The sequence below is a fragment of the Nonomuraea rubra genome, assembly GCF_014207985.1.
GTDB classification, from domain to species: Bacteria; Actinomycetota; Actinomycetes; order Streptosporangiales; family Streptosporangiaceae; genus Nonomuraea; species Nonomuraea rubra.
The window spans coordinates 7,441,904-7,460,381 of record NZ_JACHMI010000001.1 but is presented as its reverse complement, the minus strand read 5'-3'; the positions used below and the strand labels follow the sequence as shown (position 1 = coordinate 7,460,381).

Genomic DNA, 18,478 nt, shown 5'->3' with positions numbered 1-18,478 from the left:
CCGGGCTCGCCCTCCCGCTCGACCGTGGCCCGCGCGAACGCCTCGGGGATCACGCGTCGTACCAGGGCCTGCCCTCGGCCCAGTGCCGTACCCAGCCGGCGAAGCCCGGATCGGCCGTGGTGTGGCCGAACTCGGCGCCGAACGGGGCGGCGCCCTCGCCGGTGATGTTCCAGATGTGGCCGCGGTGCGGGCCGGTGACGATCAGGTGCCAGTACATGCCGCACCCGTCCGTGCCCAGCACGATCGAGCCGTGGTCGTACACCGGCCCGAGCAGCGCCTCGATCTCCTCCTCCGGGCGCGGGTCGTCCTCCCACACCCACGGCTCCGTCAGCGGGAACGGCTCGGCGGGCACCCGCTCGGGCCGGTCGTCGCCCCAGTCGTCGGGCAGCTCGGCCAGCGGCTCCAGCCCGAAGTCCGGCGGGCCCGTGTAGGAGCCGTCGCAGATCTCGGCCACGAACGTGCGGTATGGCTCGGGCAGCACGATCCCGTGCCCGGCCTCGAAGGCGCGCACGGCGTCCCATCCCAGGGGCGGCCCGCCGCCGGGGAAGGCCGCGCGCAGGGCGGCGAGGTCGCCGGGGCTCGCGTGGTCGGTGTTCACACCCACCATGATCACACCTCGCCGGGGCCGGTGACGCCTGTCACCGAGCCGGTCTCGTCGGTCGTGTACCGCCCTTTGGACAGGTCGAGCAGCACCAGGGCGTTCCCGAACGGGTCGGCCACCACCGTCACCCTGCCGACCGGGATGTCGGCGGGCTCGGCCAGCGTCCGCCCGCCCGCCGCGACCACCTCGGCTGCGGCCTCGTCCGCCGATTCGACCAGCCAGGCGGGCGCCAGATCGGGGCCGGTGGACAGGACGAGCTCCGCGTCGCTGTCGGGCAGCGCGAGCCCGGCCTGCCCCAGCTCGTCGTTGCGCCACAGCAGCTCGTGCCCCAGCCGGTCCCGGTAGAACCGGAGCCCGGCCTCCAGGTCGGGTACCGGGACGGCGACCGAGTCGATCTTCCTGATCAGCGGGGACGCCCGCCGGCCCGCGCTCAAGACTCCCCGTGGTTCATCGGGAAGAACCGCTCGGTGACCGCCATCCAGGCCGCGAACACCAGGCACCCGCTCTCGAAGGCGACCAGCCGGGAGTCCCACGCGTCGCCGGGCCGCTCGGCCCGCGCCGCCGAGCGCAGCAGCGCCAGCCCGCCGGCCAGGTTGGCCGCGCCCCACAGCAGGTTGACGCCGGGCCCGGAGCCGCGGCCCGCCAGCGGCGTCAGGTGCCGGCGCCCGGTAACGGCCGTGGCCAGGTGCGGGGCGCTGTTGGCCACCAGCAGCCCCGCCACGAACGACCGCGCGGCAGGCGTGAATCTCACCGGTCAGGCCCCCCATCCGTGGGTCTTCATGAGCCTGGCGGCGACCCGGGCGAACCGCTCGCCGTCGAGCACCGCGCCCTCGCGCCTGATGTCGTCCTCGTCCAGCACGAACACCCGGTCCAGCCGCACGTACGACACCCGGCCGTCCCGCCCCCACTCGCCCAGCTCCAGCCAGTCGGGCCCGTCGTCGCCCTTGCTGGAGAGCATCATGCCCAGCAGCCTGCGGCCCGTACGCCCCACGACCAGCAGCGGCCGGTCCTTGCCCCGCGCCGGGTCCTCCTCGTACGGCACCCACGCCCAGACGATCTCGCCCGGGTCGGCCAGGCCGTCGAGGTCGGGGGAGTAGGCCAGGGTGACGGCCTCCCGCAGGGAGTGGATCTCGCGTACCGCACCCCGGACCGGCCGGGGATCCTCACCTAGATCGCGCATCCACCGGAGCATACGGATCCTCCGAGCGTCAGGCCAGCCCCCGGGAAACCCACAGGCCAGCCCGGGAAACCCTCAGGCCAGCCCGGGAAACCCTCAGGCCAGCCCGGCGAAGAACGCCCGCACGTCCTCGGCGAGCAGGTCGGGCGCCTGGAGCGCGGCGTAGTGCCCGCCACGGGAGAACTCCGACCAGTGCACCACGTTGTGCACCTGCTCAGCGTAGCGGCGCACGGTGGTGTCGCCGGGGAAGACCGCGATCCCGGTGGGCGTGCTGTCCGGCTCGGCGGGCGGCGCCCAGTCGGGGCCGCTCTCCTTGTACAGGCGGCCCGACGTGCCCGCGGTGCCGGTGAACCAGTAGATGGCCACGTTGGTCAGGATGTCGTCGGCCTGGAGCCCGCCGGCGTCCTGGCCCCAGGAGGAGAAGGCGTCCTGGCCCCAGGAGGAGAAGGCGTCCAGGTTCCAGGCGAGCAGCCCGGCGGGGGAGTCGGTCAGGCCGTAGGCGAGGGTCTGCGGCCGCGTCCCCTGGATCACGGCGTATCCGGAGATCTCCTGCCACTCTTCGACGCCGGCGGCCCGCGCCCGTTCCTCCTCCGTCAGCCCCGACAGGTCGTCGGTGGGGAACGCGGTCACCGAGGCGTTCAGGTGCACCCCCACCACCCGGCCGGGCGCGGCGCGGCCGGTCGCCGCCGAGATCAGCGAGCCGAAGTCGCCGCCCTGCACGCCGAACCGGCCGTACCCCAGCCGGTCCATCAGCGTGACCCACGCGGCGGCCACCCGCCGCACGCCCCAGCCCGCCGAGCGGGCGGGGCCGGAGAACGCGAAGTTCGGGATGGACGGGATGACCAGGTGGAAGTCCCGGCTGAGCGGCCCGGCCACGCGCGCGAAGTCCGCGAACGAGCTGGGCCAGCCGTGCGTCATCAGCAGCGGCAGCGCGCCGGGCCGGGCCGAGCGGACGTGCGCGAAGTGCACCCGCTGCCCGTCGATCTCGGTCGTGTACTGCGGCAGCTCGTTCAGCCGCGCCTCGTGCGCCCGCCAGGAGTAGCCGTCCCGCCAGTACGCGGCCAGCTCCCGCACCGCCTCCGGCGGCACCCCGTACGACCAGCCGGCGCCGTCGACGGCGTCCGGCCAGAGGGTCCTGTCCAGGCGCTCGCGCAGATCGTCGAGCCGGTCCTGGGAGATGTCGATCACGAATGGGTCCATGCCGGGCACGTTAGGCGCCATCGCGGCCAGTTACGGGCCACAATGGCGGCACAATGGGCGGCATGCTGGACACCTCCGCGAGACTCCTGCGCCTGCTGTCCCTCCTGCAGACCCGGCGCGACTGGTCCAGCGCCGACCTGGCGGAGCGGCTCGGCGTCGCCCCGAGGACCGTGCGCCGCGACGTCGAGCGGCTGCGCAGCCTCGGCTACCCGGTGCACTCGGCACCCGGCGTGGCGGGCGGTTACCGGCTGGGCGCCGGCGCCGAGCTGCCGCCGCTGCTGCTCGACGACGAGGAGGCCGTGGCGGTGGCGGTCGGGCTGCGTACGGCCGCGAACGGGACCGTCACCGGCATCGAGGAGACCTCGCTGCGCGCGCTGGCCAAGCTGGAGCAGGTCCTGCCGGCCCGCCTGCGCCACCGGGTGAACACCCTGCAGACCCACACCGTGCGGATCAACCGCGACGGCCCCACCGTGGACGCCGACGTGCTCACCCGCATCGCCGCCGCCTGCCGCGACCGTGAGCAGCTCCGCTTCGACTACACCGGGCACGGGGGAGAGACCGCCTGCCGCAGGGCCGACCCCCACAGCCTCGTCACGAAGGGCAGCCGCTGGTACCTCGTCGCCTGGGACGCCGACCGCCGCGACTGGCGCACCTTCCGCGCCGACCGGATGAGCCTGCGCACCCCCAACGGCCCCCGCTTCGCCCCGCGCGAGCCGCCCGCGCCCGACGTGGCCGCCTGGGTGCAGCACCGCCTGGCCCACGACATGTGGCCGTTCGAGGCCCGCTTCCTGCTGCACGCCCCGGCCGAGCGGGTGGCGGGCGGCGTCTCCGGCGCCGTCGAGCCGCTGGACGGCGAGCGGTGCGTGCTCACGCTGCGCGGCGACGACCCGCACCTCATGGCCGTGGTCGTGGCCTTCCTCGACGTGGACTTCGAGGTGCTGGAGCCGGTCGAGCTCAAGGAACGGCTGCGCGCGCTCGGCAGCCGCCTGATCTCTGTCTAGAATATCGTTCTGTGACGTCAGCGTTCTTCACGCGCAAGCGGGACGAGCTCGTCCCCGCGCCCCACGCCCGTGGCCCCTGGTCCCCCGACATGCTCCACGGCCGCCTGCTCGGCGGGCTGGCCGCCCAGGCGCTGGAGGAGCGCCACGCCGAGCCCGGCCTGCGCTTCGCGCGGCTGACCGTCGACCTGTTCCGCAACAGCCCGATGTTGCCCGTCACCGTGGAGACCACGCTGGTCAGGGACGGGCGCAGGATCCGGGTGGCCGACGCCGTGATCTCCACCGAGCAGGGCGTGATCGCCAGGGCGAGCGCCGTGCTGCTGCGCGAGAGCGAGCAGCCCGCCGGCGAGCGGGCGCTGGTCACCCCCGCCTGGGACGAGCCGCCGCCCGCCGCGCCGCCCACCGAGGGCGACGGCTGGCGGCCGCCGTTCGACCTGTGGTGGGTGACGCCCTTCGGCGAGCCCGGGCGGGCCTGGATGCGCGAGAAGCACCTGCTGGTCGACGACGAGCCGCTGACCCCGTTCGTACGCGTCGCGCTGGCCGCCGACTTCGCCAGCCCGCTCGCCAACGCCCAGCGCGACGGGCTGCGGTTCATCAACGCCGACTACACGCTGACGCTGGCCAGGCTGCCCGAGGGCGACCTGGTCGGGGTCGAGTCGACCGGGCACGTCAGCGCCGGCGGCGTCGCCACAGGTCAGGTGACCATGCACGACCCCGCCGGGCCCATCGGCTTCTGCGTGGTGACGGCGCTCGCCAACCCCGTGATAGGCGGCGGGCGCTGAGCGGATGAAGGGGGGCTACGCCGGCCGCTCCGCACGGTCGCCGGACCAGTCGGTGTGGAAGGTGCCCTCCTTGTCCACCCGGCGGTAGGTGTGCGCGCCGAAGAAGTCGCGCAGTCCCTGCACCAGCGCCGCCGGAAGGCGGTCGCGGCGCAGCCCGTCATAGTAGGCCAGGGCCGAGGAGAAGCCGGGCGTCGGCACGCCGATCCGCACCGCCGTGGTGACCACGCGCCGCCACGACTCCTGCGCCGCCTCCAGCGCGCCCGCGAACGTCGGGTCGGCCAGCAGCGTCGGCAGGTTCGGGTTCGCGTCGTACGCCTCCCGGATCCGGTCCAGGAACTTGGCCCGGATGATGCACCCGCCCCGCCAGATCGTGGCCATGGCGCCCAGGTCGAGATCCCAGCCGTACTCCTTCGAGGCCGCCGCCATCTGGTCGAAGCCCTGGGCGTAGGCCACGATCTTGGAGGCGTACAGGGCCTGCCGCACGTCCTCGATCAGCTCGCGCCCGCCGACGCCCGACAGCGCCGGCCCGGCCAGCGGCCGGGCCGCGGCCCGCTGCTCCGGGTGGCCCGACAGCGCCCGCGCGAACGTGGCCTCCGCGATGCCCGTCACCGGCACGCCCAGGTCGAGCGCGCTCTGCACGGTCCACCGGCCGGTGCCCTTCTGCTCGGCCTGGTCCACCACGACGTCCACGAACGCCTTGCCCGTCTCGGCGTCCACCTGGTCGAGCACCTCGGCGGTGATCTCGATCAGGTAGGAGTCGAGCTCGCCCCGGTTCCACTCCCTGAACACCTCGGCCAGCTCCGCCGGCGTCGCGCCGAGAGCCTGCCGCAGCAGGTCGTACGACTCGGCGATGAGCTGCATGTCCGAATACTCGATGCCGTTGTGCACCATCTTCACGAAGTGCCCGGCGCCGTCGGGGCCCACGTGCACCGAACACGGCACCCCGTCCACCTTGGCCGAGATGTCCTGGAGGATCGGGCCCAGCGCCTCCCACGACTCCTTCGAGCCGCCCGGCATGATGCTCGGGCCGTTCAGCGCGCCCTCCTCACCGCCGGAGATGCCGGTGCCGACGAAGTGCAGGCCGCGCTCGCGCAGCGCGGCCTCGCGCCGCCGCGTGTCCTCGAAGTGCGCGTTGCCGCCGTCGACGATCATGTCGCCCGGCTCCATCAGGTCGGCGAGCTGGTCGATCACCGCGTCGGTGCCGGCGCCCGCCTTCACCATGATGATCGCGCGCCGCGGACGCTTCAGCGAGGCCACGAAGGCGGCGAGGTCCTCCGACGGGATGAACGTGCCCTCCCCGCCGAACTCCTTCACCAACTGCTCGGTACGGCTGTGCGACCGGTTGTGCACGGCCACCGCGTACCCGTGCCTGGCCAGGTTCCTGGCCAGGTTGCGCCCCATGGTCGCCAGACCGGTGACGCCGATGTCTGCCAAGTCCATCTCAGCTCCTCTTCGGGGAATACGCATGATCCAGCTCGCGGGTTCGCAGGGATATTCCCATGTCAATCACTTCCGCGGACCCCGAGCTCGTCCAGCCTGTTCAGCATGTCCGCCGGGTCGGCGTACACCATGAACGCGCCCGCGCGTTCCAGCTCGTCCCTGCCGTAACCGCCCGACAGCAGCCCGATGCCCAGCGCGCCGGCCCGGCGGGCGGCGAGCAGGTCCCAGACGCTGTCGCCCACCACCATGGCATGCGCCGGATCCACCCCGGCCAGCGCCGCACCGGCGAGGAACAGGTCGGGGTCCGGCTTGGCCCGCCGCACCAGGTCGCGCGTGACCATCGGCGTGTCCTCCGGCAGCCCCAGCATGCCCAGCGCGAGGCGGGCCGTGCGGGCGTACCCGCTGGTGCAGATCGCCCACGGCACGCCGCGCGCGCTCAGCTCGGCCAGCAGCTCGCTCGCGCCGGGCAGCGGCTTGACCGAGTGGACCTGCTGCTCGTACGCGTCGGCGTGGTGGGTCTGCAGCTCGTCGATCTGCTCCCTGGTCAGCTTGAGGCCCGTCTCGCGCAGCAGCGCGCTGACGAACAGCCCGCCGCTCATGCCGATGCGCCGGTGGATGCGCCACACCGACAGGTCGATGCCCATCCCGGACAGCGCCTGCCGCCAGGCCACCACGTGCTGGTAGACGCTGTCGATCAGGGTGCCGTCCAGGTCGAACAGGAACGCGGGCGTGGGTGCCTCCGGGAAGTCGTACATGCGTCCATGACACCATGGGCGGCATGCGGATCATCATCGCGGGGGGACACGGGAAGATCGCGCTGCGGCTGGCCGCCCGGCTCGGGCCGGGAGCGGTGGGCCTGGTACGCAATCCGGCGCACGTCGCCGACGTCGAGGCGACCGGCGCCGAGGCGGTGGTGTGCGACCTGGAGCGGGCGAGCGCCGAGGAGGTCACGCGGATCGTCGAGGGCGCCGACGCCGTCGTGTTCGCGGCCGGCGCGGGCCCCGGCAGCGGCGCGCCGCGCAAGGACACCGTGGACCGCGGCGCGTCCGTGCTGCTCGCCGAGGCGGCCGAGCGGGCGGGCGTGCGGCGCTTCATCCAGATCTCCTCGATCGGGGCGGGCAAGCCGCTCGCGCCCGGCCGCGACGAGGTGTGGGCCGCCTACATCAAGGCCAAGACCGAGGCCGAGGAGGACCTGCGCGCCCGCGACCTCGCCTGGACCATCCTGCGGCCGGGCCGCCTGACCGACGAGCCCGGCACGGGGCTGGTGCGGCTGGCCCCCGAGGTGCCGCCGGGCGCGGTGCCGCGCGACGACGTGGCCGCCGTCATCGTGGCGCTGCTGGACAACCCCGCCACGGCCGGGCGGACGCTGGAGCTCGTCTCCGGCGACACGCCGATCATCGACCTCGTCGCGTCGAACGAGTGACCTCCCCGGGCTGAATGCTTTGCCGATCGCTGGCATTGACGGGCGGCGGGCGCGGCTAGATGTCCCCTGAGCACGAGGGGGACCTGCGATGTCGGACATGCCGTTCAGATCGTTCTTTGGTGGAGACCCGTTCCGCGGGTTCGAGGAGCTCACCGGCCGGGTGTTCGGCGGCATGGAGGGCTGGCCGCCGTCCCGGCCCAGCGTCCAGCGGGTGGACGTGGGCAGGCTGCTCAGCGCCGAGGCCAGGCAGGTGCTCAGCAGGGCGCTGGAGGGCGCGGGCCAGCGGGGCGCGGCCGACCTCGACGTGCTCGACCTGCTCGACGCGCTGGTCGACACCGACTCCGGGCAGGCGCTGCTGCGTACGGCAGGGGTGGACGTCGGGCGGCTGCGCGACCGCATCGACGCCGCGGCCGGCCCCGGCGAGCCCGCCGAGCCGCCCACCACGCTGTCCCCGGCCACCAAGCGGGCCATCCTCGACGCCCAGCGCATCTCCCGCGCCCTGCAGTCGTCGTACATCGGGCCCGAGCACCTGCTGCTCGCGCTGGCCGCCAACCCCGACTCCACCGCCGCCCGCCTCCTCCAGGAGCAGGGCGTCTCGGCGAACGAGCTGCAGCAGGCCATGATGTCCGGGCCGGCCCGGCAGTACGGGGGGCAGCCCGGGGGCGGCGACGGCCGCCGCGCCGGCGACACCCCCTCGCTCGACGAGTACGGCCGCGACCTCACCGAGGAGGCCAGGCAGGGCCGCATCGACCCGGTCGTGGGCCGCGAGGACGAGATCGAGCAGTGCATCGAGGTGCTGTCGCGGCGCACCAAGAACAACCCGTGCCTGATCGGCGAGCCCGGCGTCGGCAAGACCGCGATCGTCGAGGGCATCGCCCAGCGCATCGTCAACGGCAGCGTGCCCGACACGCTCAAGGACCGCCGCGTCGTCGCGCTCGACCTGACCGGGATGGTGGCCGGCTCGAAGTACCGGGGCGAGTTCGAGGAGCGCGTCAAGAAGGTCATCGACGAGGTGCGGGCGCACGCCGACGAGACCATCGTCTTCATCGACGAGGTGCACACGCTGGTCGGCGCCGGCTCCGCCGAGGGCGGCATGGACGCCGCGAACATCCTCAAGCCAGCCCTGGCCCGCGGCGAGCTGCACGTCATCGCCGCCACCACCATCGACGAGTACCGCAAGAACATCGAGAAGGACGCCGCGCTCGAACGCCGCTTCCAGCCGATCCTGGTCCCCGAGCCGACCGTGGAGCAGACGGTCGAGATCCTGGCCGGGCTGCGCGACGCGTACGAGGCGCACCACCAGGTCCGCATCACCGACGAGGCGCTGGAGGCGGCGGCCGGCCTGTCCGCCCGCTACATCTCCGACCGGTTCCTGCCCGACAAGGCCATCGACCTCGTCGACCAGTCCTCGGCCCGGGTCCGGCTGCGCTCCCGCACGCCCGGCAGCGACGTACGGGAGCTGGCGGAACGCCTCGACGCGCTGCGACGCGACAAGGACCAGGCCGTCGCCGGCGACGACTTCGACCGCGCCAAGGAGCTGACCACGCAGATCGACAAGCTCCGCCCCGAGCTGGAGCGCGCCAGGCACGGGACCGATACGGTGCCGCAGGTCATGGTGGAGGACATCGCCGAGGTCGTCTCCCGGCGCACCGGCATCCCCGTCACCCAGCTCACCGAGCAGGAGCGCGACCGCCTCATGCGGCTGGAGGAGCACCTGCACCAGCGCGTCATCGGCCAGGACGAGGCCGTCGTCGCCATCGCCGAGGCCGTACGCAGGGCCAGGGCCGGCCTGTCGGACCCGAACCGCCCGATCGGCAGCTTCCTGTTCCTCGGCCCCACGGGCGTCGGCAAGACGGAGCTGGCCAGGGCGCTGGCGGCGGCGCTGTTCGGCGGCGAGGACCACATGGTGCGCATCGACATGAGCGAGTTCCAGGAGCGGCACACGGTCTCGCGGCTGATCGGCGCGCCGCCCGGATACGTCGGGTACGAGGAGGCCGGGCAGCTCACCGAGGCCGTCCGCCGCCGCCCGCACGGCGTGATCCTGCTCGACGAGATCGAGAAGGCCCACCCCGACGTGATGAACATCCTGCTGCAGATGCTCGACGACGGCCGCCTGACCGACGGCCAGGGGCGCACGGTCGACTTCACCAACACGATCGTCATCATGACCAGCAACCTCGGCGCCCAGCTCATCCTGGAGGCCACCGGGGACGTCGAGGAGCAGCTCATGGACCTGCTGCGCCGCTCGCTGCGGCCCGAGCTGCTCAACCGCATCGACGAGACGATCGTCTTCAAGCGGCTGGAGCGCGAGCAGCTCCGCCAGATCGTGGACCTGCTGCTGGAACGTACCCGGCAGCGGCTGCGCGGCCAGGACGTGACGCTGGAGGTCACGGACGCGGCCAAGGACTGGCTGGCGGGGCGCGGCTACCAGCCCGAGTTCGGCGCCCGGCCGCTGCGCCGGACGGTGCAGCGCGAGCTGGACAACCGGCTGTCCACGATGTTGCTCACCGGGGAGGTGGGGGAGCACGGCAAGGTGACGGTGGACGTGGAAGGCGACCGGCTCCGCCTCAAGGCCCACAACCCGGAGCCGGCCACCTGACCACCCGGTCGGACGGGGGTGTCTCGAAGATCATTCGAGTGCGGCGCGGGCCCGTTCGCGGCACTCGTCCAGGGTGAGGCCCGCCAGCGCCTCCCGCACCGCCGGGACGCACACCGCCGCCATGGACAGGCTCGTCACCCCCAGGCCCACCAGCAGCGGCGCGAGCAGCGGGTCGCCCGCCGCCTCGCCGCACACCCCGACCGGCTTGCCCGCCTGCCTGCCCGCCTCCGCGCACAGCGCGATCAGCTCCAGCAGCGCCGGCTGGCGCGGGTCCAGGAGGTCGGCCAGCGCCGAATGCTGACGGTCGGCGGCGAAGGTGTACTGGGCCAGGTCGTTGGTGCCGATGCTGAGGAAGTCGACCTCCTGCAGCAGCCTGCCCGCACGCAGCGCCGCCGCCGGCACCTCGACCATCACGCCCACGTGCGCGATCCCCTTGGCCCGGGCCCGGCGGGCGAAGTCGCTCGCCTCCCCGACCGTGGTGACCATGGGCGCCATCACCCACGGCTCGGCGCCCGCCCGGCGCGCCGCCTCGGCGATCGCGTCGAGCTGGGTGTCCAGCACCTCGGGCAGCAGCCGGTCCACGCGCAGGCCGCGCACGCCCAGCGCCGGGTTCTGCTCCTGCGGCAGGCCGAGGAAGGGCAGCGGCTTGTCGGTGCCGGCGTCGAGCGTGCGCACGATCACGTGCTCCGCCCGTCCGAACACCTCCGCGTACGCGGTCACCTGCTCCTCGAACGACGGCGGCTGCCTGCGATCGAGGAACAGGAACTCCGTCCTGAAGAGCCCCACCCCTTCAGCACCCGTCCCCCCGACGCCCGCTTCCGCCCCGCCCGTCTGCTCGGCGCTGGTGCCCCCGGAGGCCGGTTCCGGGTCGTGCGGTGCCAGGTCCTCGGCTGAGCCGATGTTGAGCAGGAGCTTGACCGCATGCCCGTCCGCGGTCCGGCCCGGGCCCCGGCTCGTGCGGAGGCGGGCTCTGCGGGCGGCCTCGGTCCGGGCGACCTCGGCGGTCTCCCGCTCGGACAGGCCGATCGCGATCTCGCCGGTGCCGCCGTCCACGCCGATCACCGTGCCGTCGGCCAGGCCGGTGACGCCCGCGCAGGCCACGACGGCGGGCAGGCCCCTGGCCCGGGCCAGGATCGCGGTGTGGCTCGTCGGCCCGCCGCGCTCGGTGACCAGCGCCAGCACGTCGCCGCCCAGGCCCGCGGTGTCGGCGGGGGAGAGGTCCGTGGCCACCAGCACGTACGGATGGCCGGGCGAGGGCAGGCCCGGCATCGGCAGGCCGAGCGCGGAGGCCACCGCGCGGTGCTTGAGGTCGTCGAGGTCGGCGGCCCGCTCGGCCAGGTAGCCGCCGAGCTGCGCCAGGGCCTCGCGGTGGCCGGAGAAGGCGGCGTCCAGGGCGTGGGCGGCGTCGGCGCCGCCGGCGGTGAGCCGTTCGGCCTCCTCCAGCAGCACCGGGTCCTCGGCGATCATGGCGAGCGCCTCCAGGATCTCGGCCGCCTCGCCGCCGGCGGCCAGGGCGCGCCGGTTCAGCTCGGCCGCGACCGCCTCCAGCGCCTTGGCCACGGTGGCGGCCTCGGCGCCCGGGTCGGTGACCGTCCTGGGCGCGGGCAGCTCCGGCGGATCGGCCAGCCGGATCACCGGCCCGGCCGCCCGCCCCTGACTGACCCCCAGCCCGACGAGCCCCCCGGCACCCCCCTCCCACGGCCCGCCACCCGGGGTCGCTGGGGCGGCGATGTCAGGCATCGAGGGCCTCGTCCGCGTCCAGGTCGCGGGCCAGCAGCGCCGCGAGCGTGTCCAGCGCCTCCTCCGCGCCCGGCCCCTCGGCCTCCAGCGTGACCTCCGTGCCCTGGACGACGCCGAGCGACAGCACCCCCAGCATGCTCTTGGCCGGCACCGCCTTCTCCCCGGCCCGGATCGTCACCGGCACCCCCGACTTCACCGCCGCCTGCACGAACAGCTTGGCGGGCCGGGCGTGCAGGCCGCTGGCAGAGGCCACGGCCACCGTTCGCTGCGCCATCACAACCTCCTCCTAGGGTTCAATGGTGACCTTGATGGCCGCGCCCCGGCTGACCAGGTCGATCCCGTCCAGCACGCGCGGCAGCGGCAGCCGGTGGGTGATCAGGTCCGACACCGGCACGGCGCCCTCGGCCACCAGCCGCAGCGCCTGGGCGTTGTGGGCCGGGCTGGAGCCGTTCGCGCCGACGATGGTCAGCTCGCGGTAGTGCACGAGGTTCGAGTCGAGCGCGATGATCGGGTCGTCCTTGGGCAGCCCGCCGAAGAAGCTGATCCGACCCTGCCTGGCCGCCATCCGCACGGCCTGCTCCTGCGCGGCGCCGGAGGCCGCCGCCGTGATCACCACGTCGGCGCCTCGGCCGCCGGTCAGCTTCAGCACCTGCTCGGCGGGGTCGGCGTCGATGGCCGCGTCGGGACGGACGAGCTCGGCGGCCATCGCCAGGCGCTCGGCGTTGACGTCCACGAGGAACACCCGGTTCGCCCCGCGCGCCCGCGCCAGCCGCACGTGCAGGCAGCCGATCGGGCCCGCGCCCATCACGACCACGTCGTCCCCGGGCCCCACGCGGGCCAGCTCCTGGCCGTTCAGCACGCACGCGAGCGGCTCGGCCACCGACGCCTCCGCGAAGCCGACGCCGTCGGGGATGGCGTTGACGCCGTCCACGGCCAGCACCTTCGCGGGGACGATCATGTACTCGGCGAACCCGCCGTCGTAGTGGTAGCCCATCGACTCCTGGTTCGGGCACACCGTACGGCGGCCCGCCACGCAGTCGGGGCACGTGCCGCACGGGATCGCGGCGATCACCTGCACCCGGGCGCCGGTGTCCACCACCTCCCCGGCGATCTCGTGGCCCATCACGCGCGGCGGCACGATGTGGTGGTGCCCGAACTTGAAGATCTTGGCGTCGGTGCCGCAGGTCGAGCAGTTGCGTACCCGGATCTTCAGCTCGCCCGGGCCGGCGACCGGCTCGGGCGCGTCCTCGATCCTGATGTCGCCGGGCGCGTGGAAGCGCGCGACCTTCATGCTGTCAGCTCCTTGATGACGTCGGAGACCTCGGCGGCCTCGCGTAGTGCTCGTGCCCGGTCCGGGTCGAGCAGGATCTCGGCCAGCGCCGCCAGCAGCGGCACGTGCCCGTTGTCCCTGGCGGCGATGCCGACGCAGAGCGTGACGCGCATGCCGTCCCAGTCGACGCCGCCGGGGAAGCGCACGACGCAGATCGCGTCGCGTACGACGTCCCCCTTGGAGGCGTTCGTGCCGTGCGGGATGGCCACGCCCTCGCCGACGTAGGTGGAGATCGACCGCTCGCGCTCCAGCATCGCCTCGATGTACGGCTCCCCGACCGCGCCCACGTCGACGAGCGCCCGCCCGCACCGGCGGATGGCCGCGGTGCGGTCGGGGGCGCTCTCGTGCAGCAGTACGGCGCGCGGGTCGAGCAGGTCGTCACGCATCGACCGTGCCGCCGTTCTTGATGGTGTTCACCAGCCGGGTCACCGCCGGGTCGCCGAGGAAGATCTGGAACGAGACCAATACCTTCCCCGGCGCGGCCGCTTTCGCACGCGCGGCCAGGCCCGCGTGGCACAGGACGACGTCGGCGTCGTCGGGGATGGAGTTGACCGGGGTGTGCTCCACGGTCACGCCGGTCTCCTTGAGCTGCTTCTTGAGCTGGGAGGCGAGCATGACGCTGCTGCCCATGCCCGCGTCGCAGGCCACGATGATCTTGTGGATGTCCTTGCTGTCGATGCCTGCCATGGCTCAGCTCTCCTTCTGGGTGGTTTCTGCGGTTTCGGCCTCTGCGGGCTCGGCCTTCTCGCCCCTGCCGAAGCCCATCAGGACGGCGGCGACGACGAACGTCACGCCGGTCGCCACGAGGATCCCCAGGCTGGAGCCGAGCCAGCCGCCCTTCGGGGTGACCGCGAGGTAGGCGAAGATGCTGCCGGGTGACGGCGTGGCGACCAGGCCGGCGCCGGTGACCATGAACGTGAACACCCCGGCGGCGCCGCCCGCGATGACGGCCAGGATGAGGCGGGGCTTCATGAGCACGTACGGGAAGTAGATCTCGTGGATGCCGCCGAAGAAGTGGATGATCATCGCGGCGGGCGTGCTCGGCCGCATCGCGCGCGGGCCGAACAGCAGGAACGCCAGCAGCAGGCCGAGCCCGGGCCCGGGGTTCGACTCCAGCATGAACAGGATCGACTTGCCGGTCTCGGCGGCCTCGGCCACGCCGAGCGGGCTCAGCACGCCGTGGTTGATGGCGTTGTTCAGGAACAGCACCTTGGCCGGCTCGATCAGCACGGAGGCGATCGGCAGCAGGTTGTTGGTGATCAGCCACTCCACCGCGTTGCCGGCGGCGGTGGTGACGGCCTGGACGATCGGGCCGATGCCGTAGAAGCCGACCACGGCCATCGCGCCGCCCACGATGCCGGCGGTGAAGTTGTCCACCAGCATCTCGAAGCCGGCCTTGGTCCGCTCCTCCGTGAACTTGTCCACATATTTCAGGATCAAGGCGGTGAGCGGGCCGATGATCATGGCGCCGAGGAACATCGGGGACTCCGTGCCCACCACGACGCCCATCACCGCCACCGCGCCGACGACCGCCCCGCGCTGCCCGTGCACCATCCGGCCGCCGGTATAGGCGATGAGGACCGGGAGCAGCGTCCCGATGATGGGGCCGACCAGCTTCGCGAGGTCCTCGTTGGGCAGCCAGCCGGTCGGGATGAACAGGGCGGTGATCAGGCCCCAGGCGATGAACGCGCCGATGTTCGGCATGATCATGCCGGCCAGATGGCCGCCGATGCGCTGGATGGTGGCCTTGACTCCGGTCCCGGTGACCGGAGGGGTGTAGGTGTCGGCCATGGACGTGCTCCTTCTGGGGGGTTGAGCAGCCGCTTTCTTATCGGGGGAATGCCGTGGTGAGAAGGCGGGCGGGGTCGGTGGGGCGGATGGCGACGGCGGCCGGGTCGATGTCCGCGGGGCCCGGCATGCGGCTGCCGGGCAGCCGTACGGCGGCGGCGCCCCAGGCCAGGGCCTGTTTCAGCGCCTCGGGCCCGGAGCCTCCCGCGGCGAGGAAGCCGGCCAGCATGGCGTCGCCGGCGCCGACGGAGCTGCGCGGCTCGGTCACGGCGGCCTCGCCGTACCAGCTGCCGCCGTCCTCGACGAGCACGGCGCCGTCGGCGCCGAGGCTGGCCAGCACCGTACGCGCGCCGGCGGCCCGCAGCTTGCCCGCGGCCTCGGCCACGTCGCCCAGGCTGCGGATCGGCATGCCGGTGGCCGCCGACAGCTCCTCCAGGTTCGGCTTGACCAGGGCGGGGGCGGCGGCCAGGGCGCAGGAGAGCGCGGGGCCGCTGGTGTCGACGGCCACGTGGATGCCCGCGCCGGCGAACCTGCGGCACAGCCGGGCGTACACGTCGGCGGGCACCTCGGGCGGCAGGCTCCCGGATGCCACCACCCAGTCGGCGCCCTGCTCGCCGGCGTGGGCGGAGGCGAGCACCGCGTCGGCGATCGTGTCCAGCTCGGCGGGCGACAGCGCGGTGCCCGGCTCGTTGATCTTGGTGACGGTGCCGTCGGGCTCGGCGAGCGTGACGTTCGACCGGGTCGCGCCCGTCACCGGGACGGTCACCATGTCGAGCCCCTCGGCGGCCAGCAGGCGGACGAGCTGCCTGCCCTCGTCGCCGCCGTACGGGATCACCGCGCGGCTGGCGACGTCGTTGGCCAGCAGGGCGCGCGAGACGTTCACGCCCTTGCCGCCGGGGTCGAGGTGGGCCGCGGCGGCGCGGATGACCGCGCCCCGGTCGAGGGAGCCGATCTCGATGGTGCGGTCGAGGCTGGGGTTCAGGGTCAGGGTGAGGATCACGCCCGGATCACCTCCGGGCCCGCCCCCGCCAGGTCGGCGGCCAGCGACACGTCCAGCCCGGTGTCGGTGATCACCACGTCGATCTCGCCCAGCTCGGCGAACGTGGACAGGTACGTGTTGCCGAACTTCGTGTGGTCGGCCAGCAGCACGCTGCGCTGCGCGGCCTTGACCATGGCCCGCTTGATCGCCGCCTCCGCCGGGTCGGGCGTGGTCAGGCCCCGGCTCAGCGAGCAGCCGTTGGTGGCCATGAACGCCACGTCCACGTTGAGGTAGGCCAGCGGGCGCAGCGCCCAGTCGTCCACCGTCGCCAGGGTCTTGCCGCGGACCCGGCCGCCCAGCATGATCACGTGCAGGTTGGCGCGGGCGGCCAGCACGGTGGCCAGCGGCGGGGAGTTGACCACGACGGTCAGCTCCCGGTCGGCGGGCAGCACCTGCACCAGGCGGCCCGTCGTGGTGCCCGCGTCGATGATCACGGACCCGTCCTCGGGCAGCTCGGCCAGCGCCGCCTTGGCGATGCGTTCCTTCTCGGCCGTCATGACCTCGTCACGGGTGGCCAGCGCGGGCTCGAACCCCAGCCGCTCCACGGGGATCGCGCCCCCGTGCACGCGGCGCAGCACGCCCGCCCGCTCCAGCGACGTCAGGTCGCGGCGGATCGTCTCTGTGGTCACGTCGAGCTCGGCGGCCAGCGTCACCACGTCGACGCGGCCCGCGGCCCGCGCCCTCCGCAGGATCTCCTGCTGCCGCTCCTCGGCGTACATGATGTTGATTCACCGCCGTTTCAGGTTGGTTTCTCCTGTGTTTATACCCGCTTTCGTTGGTCGGTCAAGAGTGGGCAGGCGAAATCTGGTAGTTATAGGCGGGTGCGAATCAAGCCCCTGGCCGTAGTCCCCGTTGTCATGGCCGCGCTCACGGCCCCCGCCCACGCCGCCGGGGCGGCCGCGCCGCCCCGGGTCCCGGCCGGCACGACGGCGGCCTGGGTGGTGTTCGACCGGCAGGCCGGCAAGATCGTCGCCACCCGGAACGCGCACAGGAAGTACCGCTCGGCCTCCGTCGTCAAGATCCTCATCGCGATCGACTACCTGGAGCGGCGCAAGAGCGTGCCCGCCGCCGACGCCAGGCTGCTGAAGATCATGCTCCGATCCAGCGACGACGACGCCGCCTCCGCGTTCTGGGACCGCCTCGGCAAGGGGCAGATCATCGTCAGGCAGGCGCGCAAGCTCGGGCTGTCCGACACCACGCCGCCGCCCGCGACCCATCCCGGGTTCTGGGGGTACACGTCGCTGAGCGCGTACGACATCGTGCGCACCTACCGCTACCTGCTCGACAGGGCCGAGCCCCGGATCAGGGACACCATCCTGGGCCACCTGCGCCGGTCCACGCCGTGCGGCACCGACGGCTTCGACCAGACCTTCGGCATCCCCGACGGCGTGCCGCGGCCGTGGGCGGTCAAGCAGGGCTGGTCCGGCTTCGGCACGACGCCCCCGGTCAAGTGCGACAACAGGACGGCGGCCGTCTCGTACCGGAGCGACGCCGCGGCGACCGGGGCGCCCATCTCGTGGGTCGCCCAGCGCGCCACCGGCTCGGGCGTGCCCGACTACGGCCGGCCCGTCCTGCACTCCACCGGCCTGGCCGGGCAGGGCGACCGCTACGTCATGGCCGTGCTGACCGCGCACCCGGCGGGTGGCACCTGGAGCTCCTCGGTCAAGCGCATCACCACGCTCACCCGCGACCTCTACCGCAGCGTCGCCCGTTGATCATCGTACGAAGGTGAACATCCGCGCGCCGGGCTCCAGTGCCACCGGGGGCCCGGCGTAGCGATGCACCCCGACCCCGTACTCGGTCCCCTCACCCTCGGCCGCGACCCGCTCGAACCCGTGGCCCTCGAACCACTCGCAGATCACCGGCACCAGGTCGGGCTCATGCCGCCCCCTGGTCCAGATCACCATCGCGCCGGGCGCGCAGAGCTGCGGCAGCACGGCGACCGTGCGCCGGATGTCGTCGTCGGTGATGTTCCCGAAGATCCCGCACGCCAGCACGAGGTCCGCCGGCACGGCGCCCGCGTACGCGTCCGTCACCGACGCGTCCCCGCACACCACCTCGACCCCCTCGGGCGCGGCGCTCCTGGCGGCGGCGGCGTTCCGCTCGTCCAGCTCGACGAGCCGCGCCCGCACCTGCCCGCGCCGGGGGTGGGCCGCCAGCACGGGCAGCAGGTCGCGCCCCTGCCCGGCGCACAGGCTCACGACCTGCGACGCCCCCTCGTCGAGTGCCGTCCCGGCCCACCTGCGCACGATGTCGAGGCGGTCCTTCAGCGACGAGCCCGGCTCGTCGTAGCCGTCGTGCCATCGCACCCAGTCCTGCCGCGTCATGATCAAGATCCTCGCGCAGGACGGCGGCGCGATC

Annotated in this window: 21 protein-coding genes; 5 read left to right on the top strand and 16 right to left on the bottom strand. The window is 73.5% G+C overall.

Going from position 1 to position 18,478, the window contains the following annotated elements; translation table 11 throughout:
• Nucleotides 1–49: 49 nt before the first annotated feature.
• The 5 genes from HD593_RS60575 to HD593_RS34000 all read right to left on the bottom strand — a co-directional run bounded on the left by HD593_RS60575 (nucleotide 50) and on the right by HD593_RS34000 (nucleotide 2,978).
• A complete protein-coding gene (locus HD593_RS60575) occupies nucleotides 50–607 on the bottom strand; it encodes an SMI1/KNR4 family protein (RefSeq protein WP_221525131.1) in 558 nt (185 codons plus the stop codon).
• A 2-nt stretch (nucleotides 608–609) separates the two neighbouring features.
• A complete protein-coding gene (locus tag HD593_RS34015) occupies nucleotides 610–1,035 on the bottom strand; it encodes a VOC family protein (RefSeq protein ID WP_185106039.1) in 426 nt (141 codons plus the stop codon).
• A complete protein-coding gene (locus HD593_RS34010) occupies nucleotides 1,032–1,352 on the bottom strand; it encodes a hypothetical protein (protein ID WP_185106038.1) in 321 nt (106 codons plus the stop codon). The genes HD593_RS34015 and HD593_RS34010 overlap by 4 nt, the downstream gene beginning before the upstream one ends.
• A 3-nt stretch (nucleotides 1,353–1,355) precedes the next feature.
• Nucleotides 1,356–1,781 (bottom strand): type II toxin-antitoxin system PemK/MazF family toxin, encoded by a 426-nt coding sequence (locus tag HD593_RS34005; RefSeq protein ID WP_185106037.1) that lies wholly within the window; start codon nucleotides 1,779–1,781, stop codon nucleotides 1,356–1,358.
• Nucleotides 1,782–1,874: 93 nt separating this feature from the next.
• Entirely contained in the window at nucleotides 1,875–2,978 is a 1,104-nt protein-coding gene (locus HD593_RS34000; protein ID WP_221525130.1) for an epoxide hydrolase family protein, read from the bottom strand.
• Between the two features lie 62 nt (nucleotides 2,979–3,040).
• Between HD593_RS34000 and HD593_RS33995 the strand changes: the two genes are divergently transcribed.
• Nucleotides 3,041–3,979, top strand: coding sequence for a helix-turn-helix transcriptional regulator (locus HD593_RS33995; protein WP_185106035.1), 939 nt, complete (start codon nucleotides 3,041–3,043; stop codon nucleotides 3,977–3,979).
• Nucleotides 3,980–3,990: 11 nt separating this feature from the next.
• Nucleotides 3,991–4,758 (top strand): acyl-CoA thioesterase domain-containing protein, encoded by a 768-nt coding sequence (locus HD593_RS33990; RefSeq protein ID WP_312903902.1) that lies wholly within the window; start codon nucleotides 3,991–3,993, stop codon nucleotides 4,756–4,758.
• A gap of 15 nt (nucleotides 4,759–4,773) precedes the next feature.
• Here the strand turns inward: HD593_RS33990 and gndA are convergent, their stop codons facing one another.
• Both gndA and HD593_RS33980 read right to left on the bottom strand, forming a co-directional pair.
• Complete coding sequence (gndA, locus tag HD593_RS33985) at nucleotides 4,774–6,198, bottom strand: NADP-dependent phosphogluconate dehydrogenase (RefSeq protein ID WP_185106034.1); 1,425 nt, start codon at nucleotides 6,196–6,198, stop codon at nucleotides 4,774–4,776.
• A gap of 62 nt (nucleotides 6,199–6,260) precedes the next feature.
• On the bottom strand, nucleotides 6,261–6,953 hold the full coding sequence (locus tag HD593_RS33980; RefSeq protein ID WP_185106033.1) for an HAD family hydrolase: 693 nt from the start codon (nucleotides 6,951–6,953) through the stop codon (nucleotides 6,261–6,263).
• 23 nt (nucleotides 6,954–6,976) lie between these two features.
• Here HD593_RS33980 and HD593_RS33975 point away from each other — a divergent pair, with 23 nt between their 5' ends.
• Nucleotides 6,977–7,621 (top strand): SDR family oxidoreductase, encoded by a 645-nt coding sequence (locus HD593_RS33975; RefSeq protein ID WP_185106032.1) that lies wholly within the window; start codon nucleotides 6,977–6,979, stop codon nucleotides 7,619–7,621.
• Between the two features lie 88 nt (nucleotides 7,622–7,709).
• On the top strand, nucleotides 7,710–10,220 hold the full coding sequence (locus HD593_RS33970) for an ATP-dependent Clp protease ATP-binding subunit (protein WP_185106031.1): 2,511 nt from the start codon (nucleotides 7,710–7,712) through the stop codon (nucleotides 10,218–10,220).
• Nucleotides 10,221–10,250: 30 nt separating this feature from the next.
• Here HD593_RS33970 and HD593_RS33965 read toward each other — a convergent pair whose 3' ends face one another.
• The 8 genes from HD593_RS33965 to HD593_RS33930 are packed head-to-tail and all read right to left on the bottom strand — an operon-like array spanning nucleotide 10,251 to nucleotide 16,836.
• Nucleotides 10,251–11,960 (bottom strand): phosphoenolpyruvate--protein phosphotransferase, encoded by a 1,710-nt coding sequence (locus tag HD593_RS33965; RefSeq protein ID WP_185106030.1) that lies wholly within the window; start codon nucleotides 11,958–11,960, stop codon nucleotides 10,251–10,253.
• The gene (locus tag HD593_RS33960; protein WP_185106029.1) at nucleotides 11,953–12,234 is read right to left on the bottom strand and encodes an HPr family phosphocarrier protein; all 282 of its coding nucleotides are present in this window, start codon (nucleotides 12,232–12,234) and stop codon (nucleotides 11,953–11,955) included. The genes HD593_RS33965 and HD593_RS33960 overlap by 8 nt, the downstream gene beginning before the upstream one ends.
• A gap of 12 nt (nucleotides 12,235–12,246) precedes the next feature.
• The gene (locus tag HD593_RS33955) at nucleotides 12,247–13,251 is read right to left on the bottom strand and encodes a zinc-dependent dehydrogenase (protein WP_185106028.1); all 1,005 of its coding nucleotides are present in this window, start codon (nucleotides 13,249–13,251) and stop codon (nucleotides 12,247–12,249) included.
• Nucleotides 13,248–13,676: a PTS mannitol transporter subunit IIA gene (locus HD593_RS33950; RefSeq protein WP_185106027.1), complete on the bottom strand. Its 429-nt coding sequence runs from the start codon at nucleotides 13,674–13,676 to the stop codon at nucleotides 13,248–13,250. Before HD593_RS33950 ends, HD593_RS33955 begins: the two co-directional genes overlap by 4 nt.
• Complete coding sequence (locus HD593_RS33945) at nucleotides 13,669–13,977, bottom strand: PTS sugar transporter subunit IIBC family protein (protein WP_185106026.1); 309 nt, start codon at nucleotides 13,975–13,977, stop codon at nucleotides 13,669–13,671. Before HD593_RS33945 ends, HD593_RS33950 begins: the two co-directional genes overlap by 8 nt.
• 3 nt (nucleotides 13,978–13,980) lie before the next feature.
• The gene (gene mtlA / locus HD593_RS33940) at nucleotides 13,981–15,081 is read right to left on the bottom strand and encodes a mannitol-specific PTS transporter subunit IIC (RefSeq protein WP_185106025.1); all 1,101 of its coding nucleotides are present in this window, start codon (nucleotides 15,079–15,081) and stop codon (nucleotides 13,981–13,983) included.
• Between the two features lie 37 nt (nucleotides 15,082–15,118).
• Complete coding sequence (gene pfkB / locus HD593_RS33935) at nucleotides 15,119–16,078, bottom strand: 1-phosphofructokinase (protein WP_185106024.1); 960 nt, start codon at nucleotides 16,076–16,078, stop codon at nucleotides 15,119–15,121.
• Complete coding sequence (locus HD593_RS33930; RefSeq protein WP_185106023.1) at nucleotides 16,075–16,836, bottom strand: DeoR/GlpR family DNA-binding transcription regulator; 762 nt, start codon at nucleotides 16,834–16,836, stop codon at nucleotides 16,075–16,077. The genes pfkB and HD593_RS33930 overlap by 4 nt, the downstream gene beginning before the upstream one ends.
• A 138-nt stretch (nucleotides 16,837–16,974) precedes the next feature.
• Here HD593_RS33930 and HD593_RS33925 point away from each other — a divergent pair, with 138 nt between their 5' ends.
• Complete coding sequence (locus HD593_RS33925) at nucleotides 16,975–17,832, top strand: D-alanyl-D-alanine carboxypeptidase family protein (RefSeq protein WP_185106022.1); 858 nt, start codon at nucleotides 16,975–16,977, stop codon at nucleotides 17,830–17,832.
• Here the strand turns inward: HD593_RS33925 and HD593_RS33920 are convergent, their stop codons facing one another.
• Nucleotides 17,833–18,444, bottom strand: coding sequence for an SAM-dependent methyltransferase (locus tag HD593_RS33920; protein WP_185106021.1), 612 nt, complete (start codon nucleotides 18,442–18,444; stop codon nucleotides 17,833–17,835). It lies immediately after the preceding gene.
• Nucleotides 18,445–18,478: the final 34 nt, after the last annotated feature.